At 73.1% G+C, this 15,901-nt stretch carries 9 protein-coding genes; 1 reads left to right on the forward strand and 8 read right to left on the reverse strand.

The window, feature by feature from the left end:
- Positions 1-140: 140 nt before the first annotated feature.
- The 6 genes from ACFV46_RS02960 to ACFV46_RS02985 all read right to left on the reverse strand — a co-directional run bounded on the left by ACFV46_RS02960 (position 141) and on the right by ACFV46_RS02985 (position 11,585).
- On the reverse strand, positions 141-1,838 hold the full coding sequence (locus tag ACFV46_RS02960; protein ID WP_385496832.1) for a serine/threonine-protein kinase: 1,698 nt from the start codon (positions 1,836-1,838) through the stop codon (positions 141-143).
- 80 nt (positions 1,839-1,918) lie between these two features.
- Positions 1,919-3,043, reverse strand: coding sequence for a serine/threonine-protein kinase (locus tag ACFV46_RS02965; RefSeq protein WP_376729462.1), 1,125 nt, complete (start codon positions 3,041-3,043; stop codon positions 1,919-1,921).
- A gap of 110 nt (positions 3,044-3,153) precedes the next feature.
- Positions 3,154-4,797 (reverse strand): serine/threonine-protein kinase, encoded by a 1,644-nt coding sequence (locus ACFV46_RS02970; protein WP_385496833.1) that lies wholly within the window; start codon positions 4,795-4,797, stop codon positions 3,154-3,156.
- 163 nt (positions 4,798-4,960) lie between these two features.
- The gene (locus ACFV46_RS02975; protein WP_385496834.1) at positions 4,961-7,441 is read right to left on the reverse strand and encodes a protein kinase; all 2,481 of its coding nucleotides are present in this window, start codon (positions 7,439-7,441) and stop codon (positions 4,961-4,963) included.
- Positions 7,442-7,624: 183 nt separating this feature from the next.
- A complete protein-coding gene (locus ACFV46_RS02980; RefSeq protein ID WP_361925730.1) occupies positions 7,625-9,631 on the reverse strand; it encodes a serine/threonine-protein kinase in 2,007 nt (668 codons plus the stop codon).
- Between the two features lie 247 nt (positions 9,632-9,878).
- Complete coding sequence (locus tag ACFV46_RS02985) at positions 9,879-11,585, reverse strand: glycerol-3-phosphate dehydrogenase/oxidase (protein ID WP_385496835.1); 1,707 nt, start codon at positions 11,583-11,585, stop codon at positions 9,879-9,881.
- A 261-nt stretch (positions 11,586-11,846) separates the two neighbouring features.
- Between ACFV46_RS02985 and ACFV46_RS02990 the strand changes: the two genes are divergently transcribed.
- Positions 11,847-13,055: a nucleotide sugar dehydrogenase gene (locus ACFV46_RS02990; protein WP_376729457.1), complete on the forward strand. Its 1,209-nt coding sequence runs from the start codon at positions 11,847-11,849 to the stop codon at positions 13,053-13,055.
- A gap of 56 nt (positions 13,056-13,111) precedes the next feature.
- Here ACFV46_RS02990 and ACFV46_RS02995 read toward each other — a convergent pair whose 3' ends face one another.
- Together ACFV46_RS02995 and guaB are read right to left on the reverse strand one after the other, a co-directional pair.
- Positions 13,112-14,236 carry a GuaB3 family IMP dehydrogenase-related protein gene (locus tag ACFV46_RS02995; RefSeq protein WP_361925724.1) on the reverse strand — a complete coding sequence of 375 codons (1,125 nt, stop codon included), beginning with the start codon at positions 14,234-14,236 and terminating at the stop codon, positions 13,112-13,114.
- A 105-nt stretch (positions 14,237-14,341) separates the two neighbouring features.
- A complete protein-coding gene (guaB, locus tag ACFV46_RS03000) occupies positions 14,342-15,844 on the reverse strand; it encodes an IMP dehydrogenase (RefSeq protein WP_151785439.1) in 1,503 nt (500 codons plus the stop codon).
- Positions 15,845-15,901 lie beyond the last annotated feature (57 nt).

The following is a 15,901-nucleotide window of genomic DNA, read 5'->3' on the forward strand; positions in this document are numbered from 1 at the left end:
CCTTTGTGTACCCGTCGGTAACGGGGATTCACCGACTGCTCACACACTGCCAGTGGACACTGGCAACGAATGCGCTGATCAGGGCGTTGCCGTGAACCCGCCGGGGCGCCCGGTCTCGAGTCGGTCACGGGCACGGCGGTTCAGAGCCTGTCGATCTCCAGGTGGTCGATCGCGGTCTGCGCCACCTCGCGTCCGCGATTCGTGAAGTCGCCCTTGCCGGGGTAGCCGACGGACAGCTTGTACATGTCTCCGGCGGAGGTCCGGTAGTAGAAGACGCGCAGCCGGCGCGGCCGGGGGTTCTCGCTGTCGGTGGTGTCGTAGACGATCGTGTTCTCGGCGGACTTCCTGCCCTGGTACGTGGTCTCCCTGGGCTCCGTCCTCGGGTTCTGCGGCATGCCGACCTGGTAGTCGCCGCTCTGCCGGTAGTCGCCGTCCTCGTCGTACATCTCGGCGGCGGCGGACCCCTTGATCTCGTTACCGGTGTCCTCGGCCTTCTTCTCCAGCTCCAGGCTGATCCAGACGGCACCGCTGGGGTCGGTGTACGTGACCCAGTGGTCGTCGTCCGTCTTCTCGGGCCCGGTCCGCCTGTACTCGTCCGGCACCATCAGCGTCGCGCCGAGGGCCTGCTCCTCGTGCGTCTTCCAGCCGTCCGGCAGCGACCCGGCGAACGGGTCGGCGATCACCAGGTACGCCGTCACCGCGGCCGCGACCGCCGCCGCCGCGATCCCGAGCAGCGTCTTCGGGCCCAGCACGACACCCCGCCGCACACTCTCGGGGAGCCGTACGGGCTGGGTGAGGGCCGGCGCCGGCGGGTCGGCCGCCTGTTCCAGCAGGGCGCGGGTCCGCGCGGCGTCCGGGCGGCGCGAAGGGTCCTTCTGGAGCAGGCCGTTGATGGCCTCGGCGAGCGGGCCGCGCGCCGCCGCGGGGGCCGCGGGCTCGGCGTTGAGGACGGACTGGAGTGTCGCGGGGGTGTTGCTGCGGCGGAACGGCGAGACGCCCTCCGTCGCCGCGTACAGGACGACCCCGAGGGACCACAGGTCGCTGGCCGGTCCCGGGCGCTGGCCGAGGACCCGCTCGGGCGCGATGTACTCCGGCGAGCCGACGAAGCCGCCGGTGTCGGTCAGATTGGTCTCGCCCTCGATCTGGGCGATCCCGAAGTCGGTGAGCACGACCCGGTCGTGGCGCCCGAGCATGACGTTGTCCGGCTTGACGTCCCGGTGCAGGATGCCCGCGGCGTGCGCGGCCTCCAGGGCGCCCAGCACCTCCAGGCCGATCCGGGCCGCGTCCCGGGCGCCGAGGGTGCCCTCCTGCAACGCGTCGCCGAGCGAGCGGCCCCGCACCAGCTCCATGACGATCCAGGGCCGGCCGTCCACGACGGCGACGTCGTGCACGTTCACCACGGCGGGGTGGTCGAGCCGGGCTGCGGCGCGTGCCTCCCGGCGCATCCGCTCGTAGGCGTTGGCGCGTTCCCGTTCCGGAAGGTGGTCCGGGACGCGCGGTTCCTTCACGGCGACCTCCCGGTCCACCGTCTCGTCCTTGGCGCGCCAGACGGTGCCCATGCCGCCGTGCCCGAGCTTGGCGAGCAGCCGGTAGCGGCCCGCGATCAGCCGTCCGGCGCCGGGCTCCGGCCCGGACGCGGCGGGCGGGCCGGAGGGTGCGGGCGCGGCGGGCGGGCCGGCCTGTGTGGTCGGGGCCTGCTGCTGCGGCACGGGCGCGGTGGGCGTCGCGTACGGGTTGTCCGGATGCGGCACATGGGCGAGCGGCGCCGGCTGCGGAGGCCGCAGTTCAAAACTCGTCGGCTCGTCGGGCCGCTTCGGGAATCCCCCGTTGTTGCTCATGGATCCATCCATATCGCGCCGGACGGCCGGGGATCCAGGGACGGTTCCCTCGGTCACAGAGCCGTGACGCGGGTCGCTCCTTATCTCCGGTTCGTCCCGGACGGGGGTGGATCGGCCGACGGGGACCCGGGTGAGGGCGAGCCGTCGGACGCGGTGGGCCCGCCGGGCGGCGGCACCGTACCGGCCGTCTCCGCGGGCGGGCTCGCCGAGCTGGTCGGCACGTCGTGTCCGCCGCCGCCCCCGTCGGCCAGCAGCACCGCCGCCGACGCCCCCGCGACCGCCGCCACGGCGGCGAGCACCACGGCCGCCGCCACCTTGTGGGTCGTCCACGGCCGCTCCGCCCGCCTGCTGAACCGTTTCGGCACCAGGTCCTCGCCGGTCGCCAGGAACTCCCGCAGCATCCGCTCCGCCTCCGCCGCGTCCAGCCGGGCGGCCGGGTCCCGCTCCAGCAGGCCCTGGACGACGGGCAGGATCGGCGCCGCCTGCGCGGGCGGCCGTACCTCGTCGGAGACCACGGCCAGCACGGTGCCGCTCAGAGAGTCGCGCCGGAACGGCGACTCACCGCTCAGCAGCGCGCACAGCAGCGCCCCCACCGACCACAGGTCGGAGGCGGGACCGGTCCGCGCCCCCGACATCCGCTCGGGCGCGGTGTACTCGGGCGACCCCACGAACGACCCCGACTCGGTGAGCGTGCCGGTGCCGGGCACCCGGGCTATGCCGAAGTCGGTCAGGACGACCCGCTCGGTGCCGCGCTCCACCAGCACGTTGGCCGGGGTGATGTCCCGGTGCACGACCCCGGCGGCGTGCGCGGTGCGCAGCGCGTCCAGCAGGTCGGCGCCGACCCGGGCGGTCTCACGGGCGTCCAGCGGGCCGTGCGCGGCGAGCCGGTCGGCGAGCGACTCGCCGTCGATCAGCTCCATGACGATGTACGGGCGCTCGTGCTCCTCGATCACGTCGTGGACGACGATCACGTGCGGGTGCCGCAGCTGCGCCACCGCCTGCGCCTCGCGCAGCCATAGCGCGCGCTGCCGCCGTGCCTCGGACGCGGTGAGCGTCTCGTCGACCGGGATCTCCTTCACGGCGACCCGTCGCCCGAGCAACTGGTCGGTCGCCTGCCATACGACGCCCATGCCGCCCCGGCCGACCTTCGCCTCGAGACGGTAACGCCCCGCGATCACACGGAAGTTGGCCCCCTCGGTCCCCATGCGACTCATCATGCCCCACCGGACGCCCGGGCTCCGGGCAGCGATCGGCCAACTGTGCACAGCAGCAAAGCACGTCAAAAGCCGCCGACCGCGCGGGGAGTTCCGGCGGGTCAGCCCGTGCGCCAGCCCCGCAGCACCGCCGAGAACTGCGCGCGCGCCTCGGCCCAGTCCTTCTGCGGCGCGGACATGTAGATCGCGTACTCGGTGCCGTCCCGGTCGATGTACCCCTGGTCGATGGCGCGGCGCGGCCCGGGGAAGGGCGTGTCCTTGGGCTGCGCGTCCCAGGTGTACTCCCACACGGAGCCTGCGCGGTCGCGGTACTGGTTCTCCTTGAGCGACAGGAACGTGTAGCCGATGAGCCGCTCCTTGACCTGCTGCTCCAGGTCGACGAAATGGTCGTGGGCGGTCGCGAAGTCGGGCGAGACGTCGACGGAGATCCGTACGAAGTGCTCGCCGCCGTCCGGCGAGTAGTCGACCTGCTGGAGTCCGTCGACCTCCTCGCCGACCACCTTCCGCTTCCAGCCCTCGGGCAGATACAGACTGAAGCCCAGGGGGTCGTCGACGTGCTTCCAGGAGGGCGGCACACCGCCCGCGTCCCCCTCCGGCTCCTCGGTGGCCGATTCCTTCGGGGCGGGCGAGGACGGGGGCGCCGAGCTGACGGACGAACTGCCGTCACCGGGGCCCCACTTCTGCAGGACCACGGCCGTCCCTCCGCCGATGACGGCGGCGAGGGCGACGACCAGGGCGACCGAGCGCAGCCGGCGCCGCCGGGGCGCGGGGGCGGGCGGCACGGACCCGACGGGCGGGCCGAACGCCGTCGGCCCGGTCGTCGGGGGGTACGGCGTCGCACTGTGGACGCCGGCCTGGTCGGGGACGGAGCGCGCCTCCGGCTCGTACCGGTTCAGCTGGGTGGGCACATAGGCCTGCGCCCCGCTGGGCGTGCGGCCCTCGGCCGCCTCGGCCAGCAACTGCTCCGCCTCGGCGGCGTCGGGCCGGGTGACCGGGTCCTTGCGCAGCAGGGCGGTGATCACGGGGCCCAGCGGCCCGGCGTGCCGCGACTCCCCCGCGTCCTCCTCGACGACGGCCTGCATCGTGCTCAGCGGAGAGGTGCGGCGGAAGGGCGAGCGGCCCTCGACCGCCGTGAACAGCGTGGCGCCGAGCGCCCACAGGTCGGACGCCGGACCCGGATCGTGGCCGCGGATGCGCTCGGGGGCCAGATAGTCGACGGAGCCGACGACCTCTCCGGTGCGGGTGATCGTCGTGTCGCCCTCGATCTGCGCGATGCCGAAGTCGGTGAGCAGGACCCGGCCGTCCTCGGCGAGCAGGACGTTGCCGGGCTTGATGTCACGGTGCAGGACGCCGGCGGTGTGCGCGGCACGCAGCGCCCGCAGCACCCACAGCCCGATCCGCGCGGCCTCGGCGGGCTCGACGCGCCCCTCCTCCTTGACCGCGTCGGCCAGCGAGCGGCCCTCGATCAGCTCCATCACGATCCACGGGCGCCCGTCGTGCTCCAGGACGTCGTGCACGGTCACCACGGCGGAGTGGTTGATGCGCGCGGCGGCCCGCGCCTCGGCCCGCGTCCGGGCGAGGAGACGCTCCTGGTCGCTCTCGGAGACGTAGAGCGCGGCGGTGAGTTCCTTGATCGCCACGGCCCGGTGGAGCACTTCATCGTGCGCACGCCAGACGCGGCCCATACCGCCGCTGCCGATGGCCTCGGTGAGCCGGTAGCGGCCCGAGACGAGCTGGCCCTGCATCTTATTCACGTTGCCCCGCAATGTTCTTGACAGGGTCAGGTTAGGGACCGGGTCATGCGACCGGAACCGCGGGGGTGCCAAGGAGACCGCACTGTGACAGTTCTCGCCTTCCGTTCGCCGAAGCAACCCCAACGCCGTTGTCACAGACGGTTTTCGGGCCGCCTCACCCGGTGATGCGGTACGTCGCCGACGCCTGCTCGAACAGGCGCGTGACCTCGTCCCGCTCGGCCTCCGGACCCCGCACCTGGACCACGTGGTACCGCCCGTCGGCGAGGATCGCCAGATTCCGCACGAACAGCTCGCGCCCCTGGCCGTCGGTCCAGGTGAACTGCCCCTCGGCCATCGTGCGTTCGCCGACCTGAATGGTCTTCAGGCCGCCCGAGGAGGCCCAGCTGGAGTCCCGGTAGGGCTGCAACTCCTTCTCGTGCTCCCGCTGGTAGACCATCGGGTCGCCGCCGTACTGCCGCGCGGTGTCCCGGCCGGGCACGACGATCAGGTCGAAGCCGCCGTGCGTGTAGACGACCTGGCCGCGTCCGCTGCCGCCGCTGCGGCTCCAGCCGTTGGCCACGGCGACCTCGAAACCGGCCGGGTCCTTGCGGACGGTGAAGCCGTCGGGGACGTCGGGGCCGGTGGTCTGCGTCTCCTCGGAACCGGCCGACGAGGAGCCGTCGCCGGGGGACGGGGAGGTCTGCTCGGGGCGCGGCTCGCTGCTGGCGTCGGCCGACCGCTCGGGCGGCGCCTGGCCCGCGGCGGGGGTGCGCCCGGCGTTCGCGCCCTTGCCCGTGTCTCGGTCGTCCTTGGGCATGAACAGCATGGCGTACGCGATCGCCGCGGCCATGCCCAGCAGGACGAGGAGCAGCAGGGTGCGGCCGAGCCGGCGCGGTGAACGCGTCTCCTGCCGGGCCCGCTTGTGCCGGCCCTGGTGGGCGGGCAGCCGGGCGGCCCGCCGTCGGCGCACCAGCTCGCCGCGCCGCCGCACGATGGGCAGGCGGTTCGGGTCGACCGGCGGGGCGGCGACGACGTGTGCGCCGGCCTCCGGTTCGGGCGCCGACCGCACGAGGGAGCGCAGCCAGCCGCGCAGTTCCTCGAAGTCGGGCCGCTCGGTGGGGTCCTGACGCAGCAGCGACTCCACGACGGGCCGCAGCGGGCCGCACTCCTCGGCGAACGCGGGCGGTTCGGCGCACACCATCTGCACCAGCTCGGCCGTCGACTCCTCCGGGTAGGGCGCGTGCCCCTGCACGGCCCGGAAGAGCAGCGCGCCGAGCGCCCACAGGTCGGTCGCGGGCCCGATCGGCGCGGCGAGCTGCCAGTTCTCGTGCACGGGTCCGGCCTGCTCCGGGGCCCACCGCTCGGTGACGGGTCCGACGACGGCCATCCGGGCCTGCCGGGCCCGCTCGGCCGCCAGCGCGGTGCTGGGCCCCTTGCGGGCGGCGGAACCGGACACCAGTTCGTTCCAACGGGTCCCCGTGCGCGCCGGGGGCACAGCGGCCGCGCTGGCCGCGGCGGACGTGCTGTCGTCCCGTGGGGCGAAGCCCGGCTGGGAGCCGGCGGGCGGGAGCGCGGCACGGGCAGTGTCCGCGTCGGTGGCGGCGTCGGTGGGGGCGCGCCCGGTGCCGGGCCGGGGGACCGCTCCCTGCCAGGACGCGGCCCGCACCCCGTAGGGGTCGGCGATCTGCCCCGGCGGTGTGCTGCCCCCGCCGCCGGACAGGTACGGCTGTGGCGCCCGGCCCTCCGGGGCGCTGCGCGCGCCGGGCAGGGCGGCGCGTTCGCTCTGCTGGGCCTCCTGCACCCGGGCCGCGGCGCGGGCGCCCGCCCGGTAGGCGGCGATGGCGCCGGCCCGGGCGGCCCGGACGTCGGCGCCGGTCTCCAGGGCTCCGCCCGGCGCGGGGCCGGGGCCGTCGGCGCCGGGCACCGGCCGGGTCCCGTTGGTGCGGGCCTCTATGGCGGCCCGCCGGGCCGCCTCGGGGTCGGTGCCGGGACGGGGAAGGGTGCCTGGGGGGCCGTTGCCCGCGGAGGGTGCCGGGGCCGGGTCGTCACCGTCCTCGGCGGGCACGGGGTCGTAGCCGCACAGCGCCTCCTCTGCGGCGCCGACCGCGAGCCCGGTGAGCATCACCCGGCCGTCGTCGCAGACCAGGACGGTACGGGCGGTGATGTTGCGGTGGACCCAGCCATGGGCGTGCAGGACGCGCAGCGCCATGAGGACGTCGGAGGCCACCTCGGCCGCCCGGTACGGCGACAGCGGCTGCTCGGCGAGGAGCGCGGCGAGCGGCCGGGCCGCCACCAGCTCGCTGACTATCCACAGCGAACCGCCCTCGGCGAACACGTCGAAGACCTGGTCGAGGCGCGGGTGGTCGGGGACGCGGGCCGCAGCCTGGGCGGCCTCGACCGCCCGGCGCACGGCGGGATCGGCGGGCCGGCGGCCGGTGTCGCGGGCCCGCGCGTCCCGGGCGGTGAACCCGTCGGGCAGCCCTTCGGCGTCGAGCACCTCTGCCTCGACGACCTCGGGCAACGGCACCTGCCGGACCAGGACTTCCTGCCCGCTGTAGGTGTCGAAGGCGCGGCTCTCGGTGAGTTCGTACGTGTCGGAGGGCGGCAACGGCAGGCGGTAGCGGTCGGCGAGCACCCGGCCCGCGTAGTCGTCCACGTTGCCTCCCCCGGCCGCCCGGTCGGTCGATTCCGTTCGCCTCGTGTCGCGTTCCGGACGTCTGAATGGATGCGTACGGTCCGCGAGCTTTCACGATACGTGCCGGAGGCAACTCGCCAAGAGAGGTTGCCGTATCTCACGGAGCAATCCCCCTGGGCCTCCCCCGGAGGGGAAGCCCCCGCTTCACGCCTTCGGCTCGAACGTGCCCGTGAGCGCCTTCCATGTGCCCTTGCGCAGATCGCTGTCCCAGTCCGCCGCCTTCGCGGTGTACATCAGGGCGTACCCGGAGTGGTCGTTCACGACGAAACCGCGGTCGATGGTGCGGTACTTGGTGCCGCCCTCGACGTAGGTGAACTCCCAGTCGGCGGTGTTCCAGCCCCGGTAGTCCACCTGCTCTATGCGGATCTTCTTGTACTGGGAGCGCACCATGTAGCGCTCCTGGCTCTTCCAGTCCGCCACCGGGTCGCCCTTGGGCGTCGACGTCCAGGCCACGAGCAGCTTCTGCCCCTTCGGCCCGGTGAACCGGTCGCCGGCCGAGCCCGTGGACTGGAACTTCCAGCCCTTCGGCAGCCCGATCGAGTACCCCTGGCCACCCTTGTGGGTGGAGTCCACCTCGGCGCCGCCGGAGCCCTGTCCGTCGCCACCGCCACCACCGGCCGTCTCGCTGGAACCGGCGCTCGGCTCGGTCCCGCCGCCCTTGCCGGAGCCGGAGTCCGCAGTGGACTTGGACTCGTCGTCCCCGCGGTCCGTGCCGCCGTCGTCGTCGCGCTTGGTGTCCGGGGTCTCCTTCGACGCGGCCGAGGAGCCGGTCCCGCCGCCGTTCCCCGAGGCCTCGGAGCCGCCGTCGTCGCCCAGCGTCAGCGCCAGCACCACACCGAGGACGGCGACCAGGACGACGACCGCGATGATCAGGAGCGTCCGCTTCGGGACGACGTCGGTCAGCGGGGCGCGCGGGACGGGCCGCTCGGGCAGGTCGGGCGGCGTCATCACGGGCCAGCCGGAGCTGGGACCCGAACCGGCGTCGCCGACCGTCCGGGCGTCCTTGTCGGCGGCGTTCGCGCCGGTGGACGCGGACGTGTCGCTCGTCGCGTCGGCCCCGGCCTTCCCCTCGCCGGACGCGGTGCCCGCCGCACCGGCCGCACCGGCCCCGACCGCGGCCTTGCGCACCGAGCGCAGGGCTCCGCGCAGCCGCTCCCCGGCCTCCTCGGCCTTCTTGCCCGCGGCACCGGCGCCCGAACGCCCCTTGCGCGCGGCCGCGTCGGACTGCGACGGCAGCGGTACGACCTTCGTCGCGTCCGGCGCGTCGGCGGCCGTCTCCGTCCGCGGCGCGTGGATGACGGCGTTGAGCATCCTGCGCGCGCCGGCGTCGTCGAGCCGCTTCTCGGGGTCCTTGGTGAGCAGGCCGTAGATGACGTCCCGCAGCGGGCCGGCGTTCTTCGGCTCCTCCAGCGGCTCGGTCATCACGGCCGTGAGCGTCGCGATCGCGGAGCCCTTGTCGTACGGCGGCACGCCCTCGACGGAGGCGTACAGCAGACCGCCGAGGGACCACAGGTCGGCAGCGGGACCGGGCTTGTGGCCGCGCGCCCGCTCCGGGGAGATGTACGAGGGGGCGCCGACGAGCATGCCGGTCGAGGTGATGGACGGGTCGCCCTCGACCTGGGCGATCCCGAAGTCGGTGAGCACGACCCGGTCGGTGTCGGACTCGAGCAGCACGTTGGACGGCTTCACGTCCCGGTGCAGGATGCCCTCGCGGTGCGCGGAGCGCAGGACGTCCAGCACGGCGAGGCCCACCTGGGCCGCCCGCTTCGGCTCCAGCAGGCCGTCCTCCCGGATGACCTCGGCGAGCGACTTGCCCTCGACGAGCTCCATCACGATCCAGGGCCGGTCGTCCTCGTCGACCACGTCGTACACCGTGACCGCGCTGTTGTTGCGGATCCGGGCGATCGCCTTGGCCTCGCGCAGGGTGCGGGTGATGAGCCGCCGCTTCTCCTCCTCGTCGATGTTCGACGGGAAGCGCAGCTCCTTGACGGCGACGGTCCGCCCGAGCGTCTCGTCGACGGCACGCCAGACCGTGCCCATGCCGCCCCTGCCGAGGACGCCTCCCAACCGGTACCGCCCCGCGAGGAGACGCTCGTGGTCGTCCTGACGAGTCTCCTGACGAGATGTGCCCGCCCGCTCCGCCTCCGACATGCGTCCCCTCATACAACCCGCCCTGACAGAGCCTCCATTGTCCCCTACCCGACAACCGTCCGACGCCCAGGGTGCCCCTCGTGGCGCAACCTGTTCGAATCCACCCGGAGGCCGGGAGCCGAGCGCTCCGGGGCGTCGCGCGGCACGGGTTCACCCAGCACGGGCGGGCGGCGCCGGCCGGGACGGCCGGGCCGCCCAAGGCGCGGACCGGGAAGGGGACTTCGGGCCCGGGGCCCGTCCCCCGTCGCTACCGCGGCAGGATGTCCGGCGCTCCCAGACGGGCCGCGTCGGCCGTCAGGTCGTCGGGCTGGCGCTGGGACTCGCGTTCGGCCTCCACCCGCTTCTGGTAGTGCTCGACCTCGCGCTCGATCTGCTCCTTGTCCCAGCCCAGCACCGGTGCCATCAACTCGGCGGCCTCGCGGGCGCACCCGGTGCCCCGGTCGAAGGTCTCGATGGAGATGCGGGTGCGCCGGGTCAGCACGTCGTCCAGATGCCGGGCGCCCTCGTGGGAGGCGGCGTAGACGATCTCGGCCCGCAGGTAGTCGTCGGCGGACTGGAGCGGTTCACCGAGGCTCGGATCGGCGGCGATGAGTTCCAGGATCTCCTCGGTGAGCGCCCCGAACCGGTTCAACAGGTGCTCCACGCGGACCACATGAAGGCCCGTCCGCTCCGCGATGCGCGCTCGCGCGTTCCACAGGGCGCGGTAGCCCTCGGCGCCCACCAGCGGGATGTCCTCCGTCACGCAGTCGGCGACCCGCATGTCGAGGCCGTGCACCGCCGCGTCCACGGCGTCCTTGGCCATCACGCGGTACGTCGTGTACTTGCCGCCGGCCACGACGACGAGGCCGGGGACGGGGTGGGCGACGGTGTGCTCGCGCGAGAGCTTGCTGGTGGCGTCCGACTCACCGGCGAGCAGCGGGCGCAGCCCCGCGTACACGCCTTCGACGTCGTCCCTGGTCAGGGGGACCGCCAGCACCGAGTTCACATGGTCGAGGACATAGTCGATGTCGGCGCTGGACGCCGCCGGGTGGGCCTTGTCGAGGTCCCAGTCGGTGTCGGTGGTGCCGACGATCCAGTGCCGCCCCCAGGGGATGACGAACAGCACGGACTTCTCGGTGCGCAGGATCAGCCCGGTCGTGGAGTGGATGCGGTCCTTGGGCACGACGAGGTGGACGCCCTTGGACGCGCGGACGTGGAACTGGCCGCGCTCCCCGACCATCGACTGGGTGTCGTCCGTCCACACCCCGGTGGCGTTGACGACCTGCTTGGCGCGGATCTCGTACTCGCCGCCGCCCTCGGCGTCCTGGACGCGGACCCCGACGACACGCTCGCCCTCCCGCAGGAACGAGGTGACCCGCGCGCGGTTGGCGACCTTCGCGCCGTAGGCCGCCGCGGTGCGCACCAGGGTGGCCACATAGCGGGCGTCGTCCATCTGGGCGTCGTAGTACTGGAGGGCGCCGACCAGCGCGTCCTTCCTCAGGGCGGGGGCCACGCGCAGCGCTTGACGGCGGGTCAGGTGCCGGTGCAGGGGCAGGCCCCTGCCATGGCCGCGGGCCATCGACATCACGTCGTAGAGGGCGACGCCCGAGCCGGCGTACAGGCGCTCCCAGCCCTTGTGCTGGAGCGGGTACAGGAACGGCACCGGCTTCACCAGGTGCGGGGCCAGCCGCTCCAGGAGCAGCCCGCGCTCCTTCAGGGCCTCGCGGACGAGCGCGAAGTCGAGCATCTCCAGATAGCGCAGGCCGCCGTGGATGAGCTTGCTGGACCGGCTGGAGGTGCCGGACGCCCAGTCCCGGGCCTCGACCAGCCCGGTCGACAGTCCGCGGGTCACCGCGTCGAGTGCCGTGCCCGCGCCGACCACTCCGGCGCCCACGACCAGCAGGTCCAGCTCGCGCTCGGCCATGGCCGCCAGGGACGCGGCCCGCTCCTTCGGCCCCAGTGTCGCTGTCCTCACCGCTGCCTCCCGATGATCGGTCGCGTAAGCCGCACCCGTCGGGCGAAGCCCGTCTCGTATCCCCCTGCTCAGAATTCTGACCGGGTTGCCCGAGTTCAGCCACCACGTACCCCCAGCCTGTGGACAACACTCCTGGAAACGCGATCATTCAATGCGGCAAATCGGTCATATTTACTCCTAGTCTGACATTGCGCTCCCTCGTCCTGTCCACCGGGGTTGCGCACCAGCCCCACGTCGGTTACTGGGAAGGACGGCCCACGTATGCCCGCAGATCTCGCCGTCATCGGACTAGGCCCGTACGGCCTGCCCCTGGCCAAGGCCGCCGTCGCCGCCGGCATCCCCACCCTCGGTTACCGCACCGGTCCGGAGGCCGCCTCTCTCAGTCCCGCCGAACTGCGCCGGATGCTCTCGGGGGGCTTCCGGCACGCCACCGGCCCCGCCGAGCTCGGCCGGGTCCGCACCGCCGTCATCTGCTCGCCGACGCCGCTCGGGGCGGACGGGGTGCTCGACCTGAGCGAGGTGGAGAGCGCCGCGCGCGACCTCGCGGCCCGGCTGCGGCCGCACTCCACGGTCATCCTGGAGTCGCCGGTACCGCCCGGCACCACGGAGAGCGTGCTGCGGCCCCTGCTGGAGGAGGGCTCGGGGATGCGCGCCGGGCGGGACTTCCACCTGGCCTACTCGCCCAGCCGCGTCGACCCCGGCAACCGCGACTTCCACCCCGCCAACACCCCCAAGGTGATCGGCGGGCTCACCCCCGCGTGCACCGAGTCGGCGGCCGCCTTCTACGGCCGCCTCACCGACAAGGTGGTCCGCGCGCGGGGCCTGCGCGAGGCGGAGACCGTGCAGGTGCTGGAGACCAACTTCCGGCATGTGAACATCGCCCTCGTCAACGAGATGGCGGTGCTCTGCCACGACCTGGGCGTCGACCTGTGGGACGTCGTGCGTTGCGCCGAGACCAAGCCGTTCGGCTTCCAGGCGTTCCGCCCCGGCCCCGGCGTCGGCGGGCACGCCGTCCCGCAGGGCCTGACCGCCCCCACCGGCCGCTCCCTGCGCATGGTCGAACTGGCTCAGCAGGTCAACAGCCAGATGCCCCGATACGTCGTCCAGCGCGCCGCCACCCTGCTCAACGAGCACGGCAAGTCCGCGCGCGGCGCCCGCATCCTCCTCCTCGGCGTCACCTACAAGCCGGACCTCGCCGACCAGCAGTCCACCCCCGCCCAGGAGGTCGCCGTCCGCCTGCTGGAACTGGGCGCGTCCATCAGCTACCACGACCCCTACGTACCGTCCTGGAGCGTCCTGGACCGCCCGGTCCCCCGCGCCGACTCCCTCTACGAGGCCGCCGCCGACGCCGACCTGACGATCCTCCTCCAGCAACACCGCACCTACGACCTCCAGGGCCTGTCGGTGAAGGCCCAACTCCTCCTCGACACCCGGGGGGCGGCCCCGACGGGGGCGGCGCACCGGTTGTGAGGAGGCCGGGGCAAACGAAAGGGGCCGGTCGATGACCGGCCCCTCGCGTCGTGCGGCTAGCGCTGGTGCTGGGAGTCCGCCACCGTGACCTCGACCCGCTGGAACTCCTTGAGCTCGCTGTAGCCGGTCGTGGCCATGGCGCGGCGCAGGGCGCCGAAGAAGTTCATGGAGCCGTCGGGGGTGTGCGAGGGGCCCGTCAGGACCTCCTCGATCGTGCCGACCGTGCCCAGGTCGACCTTCTGCCCGCGCGGCAGCTCCGCGTTCACGGCCTCCATGCCCCAGTGGCAGCCACGCCCCGGCGCGTCCGTGGCACGGGCCAGCGGGGAACCCATCATCACCGCGTCGGCGCCGCAGGCGATCGCCTTGGGCAGGTCGCCGGACCAGCCGACACCGCCGTCCGCGATGACGTGGACGTACCGGCCGCCGGACTCGTCCATGTAGTCGCGCCGCGCCGCCGCCACGTCCGCGACGGCCGTGGCCATCGGGACGCGGATGCCGAGGACGTTGCGTGTGGTGTGCGCGGCGCCGCCGCCGAAGCCGACCAGGACGCCCGCCGCGCCGGTGCGCATCAGGTGCAGGGCCGCGGTGTACGTGGCGCAGCCGCCGACGATCACCGGGACGTCGAGCTCGTAGATGAACTGCTTCAGGTTCAGCGGCTCGTGCGAGGACGAGACGTGCTCCGCGGAGACCGTCGTGCCGCGGATGACGAAGATGTCGACGCCCGCGTCGACGACCGCCTTGGAGAACTGGGCGGTGCGCTGCGGGGAGAGCGCGGCGGCCGTGACCACACCGGAGTCCCGCACCTCCTTGATGCGCTGCCCGATCAGCTCCTCCTTGATCGGAGCGGCGTAGACCTCCTGGAAGCGGCGCGTCGCGGCCTCCGTGGGCAGCTCGGCGATCTCGTCGAGCAGCGGCTGCGGGTCCTCGTACCGGGTCCACAGACCCTCGAGGTTCAGCACGCCGAGGCCGCCGAGCTCGCCGATGCGGATGGCGGTGGCCGGGGAGACGACCGAGTCCATGGGGGCGGCCAGGAACGGCAGCTCGAAGCGGTAGGCGTCGATCTGCCAGGCGATCGAGACCTCCTTCGGGTCCCGCGTACGGCGGCTGGGGACGACGGCGATGTCGTCGAAGGCGTACGCCCGGCGGCCGCGCTTGCCGCGCCCGATCTCGATCTCAGTCACGTCTGTGGCCTTTCCCTGATGCGTTGCAGCGTCTTCCAGTATCGCCGACGGGCACGACGAGGGCGGCCCCGGATGCGTCCGGGGCCGCCCTGTCGCGGGGGCCGGCTACTTGTTGCTGTAGTTCGGCGCCTCGACCGTCATCTGGATGTCGTGCGGGTGGCTCTCCTTCAGGCCCGCCGAGGTGATGCGGACGAAGCGGCCCTTCGACTCCATCTCGTCGATGGTGGCCGCGCCGACGTAGCCCATGGTCTGGCGCAGCCCGCCGACGAGCTGGTGGAGCACGTTGGCCAGCGGCCCGCGGTAGGGCACCTGGCCCTCGACGCCCTCGGGCACCAGCTTGTCGTCGGAGGAGACCTCCGCCTGGAAGTAGCGGTCCTTCGAGTACGACTTGCCCTGGCCACGGGACTGCATGGCGCCGAGCGAGCCCATGCCGCGGTACGACTTGAACTGCTTGCCGTTGATGAACAGCAGCTCGCCCGGGGACTCCTCGCAGCCCGCGAGCAGCGAGCCCAGCATCACGGTGTCGGCACCGGCGGCGAGCGCCTTGCCGATGTCACCGGAGTACTGCAGGCCGCCGTCGCCGATCAGCGGGATGCCGGCGGGGCGGGCGGCGAGGGACGCCTCGTAGATGGCGGTGACCTGCGGGACGCCGATACCGGCGACGACACGGGTCGTACAGATGGAGCCCGGTCCGACACCGACCTTGATGCCGTCGACACCGGCGTCGATCAGGGCCTGCGCGCCGTCACGGGTGGCGACGTTGCCGCCGATCACGTCGACCGGAACGGCGGACTTGATCTTCGCCATCCAGCTGAGGGCGTTGCTGTTGTGCCCGTGGGAGGTGTCCACGACCAGGAAGTCCACCCCGGCCTCGGCGAGCGCCTGCGCCCGCTCCAGCGCCTCGGGGCTGGCGCCGACGGCGGCACCGACGAGGAGGCGGCCCTCGGCGTCCTTCGCGGCGTTCGGGTACTTCTCGGCCTTGACGAAGTCCTTGACCGTGATCAGGCCCTTGAGGGTGCCCTCGTCGTCGACCAGCGGCAGCTTCTCGATCTTGTGCTTGCGCAGCAGCTCCATGGCGTCGACGCCGGAGATGCCCACCTTGCCCGTGACCAGCGGCATCGGCGTCATGACCTCACGCACCTGGCGGGAGCGGTCCGACTCGAAGGCCATGTCGCGGTTGGTGACGATGCCGAGCAGCTTGCCGGCCGGGTCGGTGACGGGGACACCGCTGATGCGGAACTTGGCGCACAGCGCGTCCGCCTCGCCGAGGGTCGCCTCGGGGTGCACCGTGATGGGGTCGGTGACCATGCCGGACTCGGACCGCTTCACCAGGTCCACCTGGTTCACCTGGTCCTCGACGGACAGGTTGCGGTGCAGCACGCCGACACCGCCCAGGCGGGCCATCGCGATCGCCATCCGGGACTCGGTGACCTTGTCCATGGCGGCGGAGAGCAGGGGGATGTTGACCCGTACGTTCCGGGAGATGCGGGACGAGGTGTCGACCGCGTTGGGCAGGACCTCGGAGGCGCCCGGCAGCAGCAGCACATCGTCGTAGGTAAGCCCGAGTGTCGCGAATTTGGCGGGCACTCCGTCGACGTTGGCAGTCATGACACCTTCCCCAAATGGCCTTGATCGGTGCGGATGTCCATGCTAACGGGAAGCCGG

Source organism: Streptomyces sp. NPDC059852 (assembly GCF_042731455.1).
Taxonomy (GTDB): Bacteria; Actinomycetota; Actinomycetes; order Streptomycetales; family Streptomycetaceae; genus Streptomyces.

Bases quoted from the DNA above. Each gene is read 5' to 3' on its own strand.
- guaB (WP_151785439.1), bottom strand. From the start codon at position 15,844: ATGACTGCCAACGTCGACGGAGTGCCCGCCAAATTCGCGACACTCGGG.
- ACFV46_RS02990 (WP_376729457.1), top strand. From the start codon at position 11,847: ATGCCCGCAGATCTCGCCGTCATCGGACTAGGCCCGTACGGCCTGCCC.
- ACFV46_RS02980 (WP_361925730.1), bottom strand. From the start codon at position 9,631: ATGTCGGAGGCGGAGCGGGCGGGCACATCTCGTCAGGAGACTCGTCAG.
- ACFV46_RS02970 (WP_385496833.1), bottom strand. From the start codon at position 4,797: ATGCAGGGCCAGCTCGTCTCGGGCCGCTACCGGCTCACCGAGGCCATC.
- ACFV46_RS02960 (WP_385496832.1), bottom strand. From the start codon at position 1,838: ATGAGCAACAACGGGGGATTCCCGAAGCGGCCCGACGAGCCGACGAGT.
- ACFV46_RS02965 (WP_376729462.1), bottom strand. From the start codon at position 3,043: ATGGGGACCGAGGGGGCCAACTTCCGTGTGATCGCGGGGCGTTACCGT.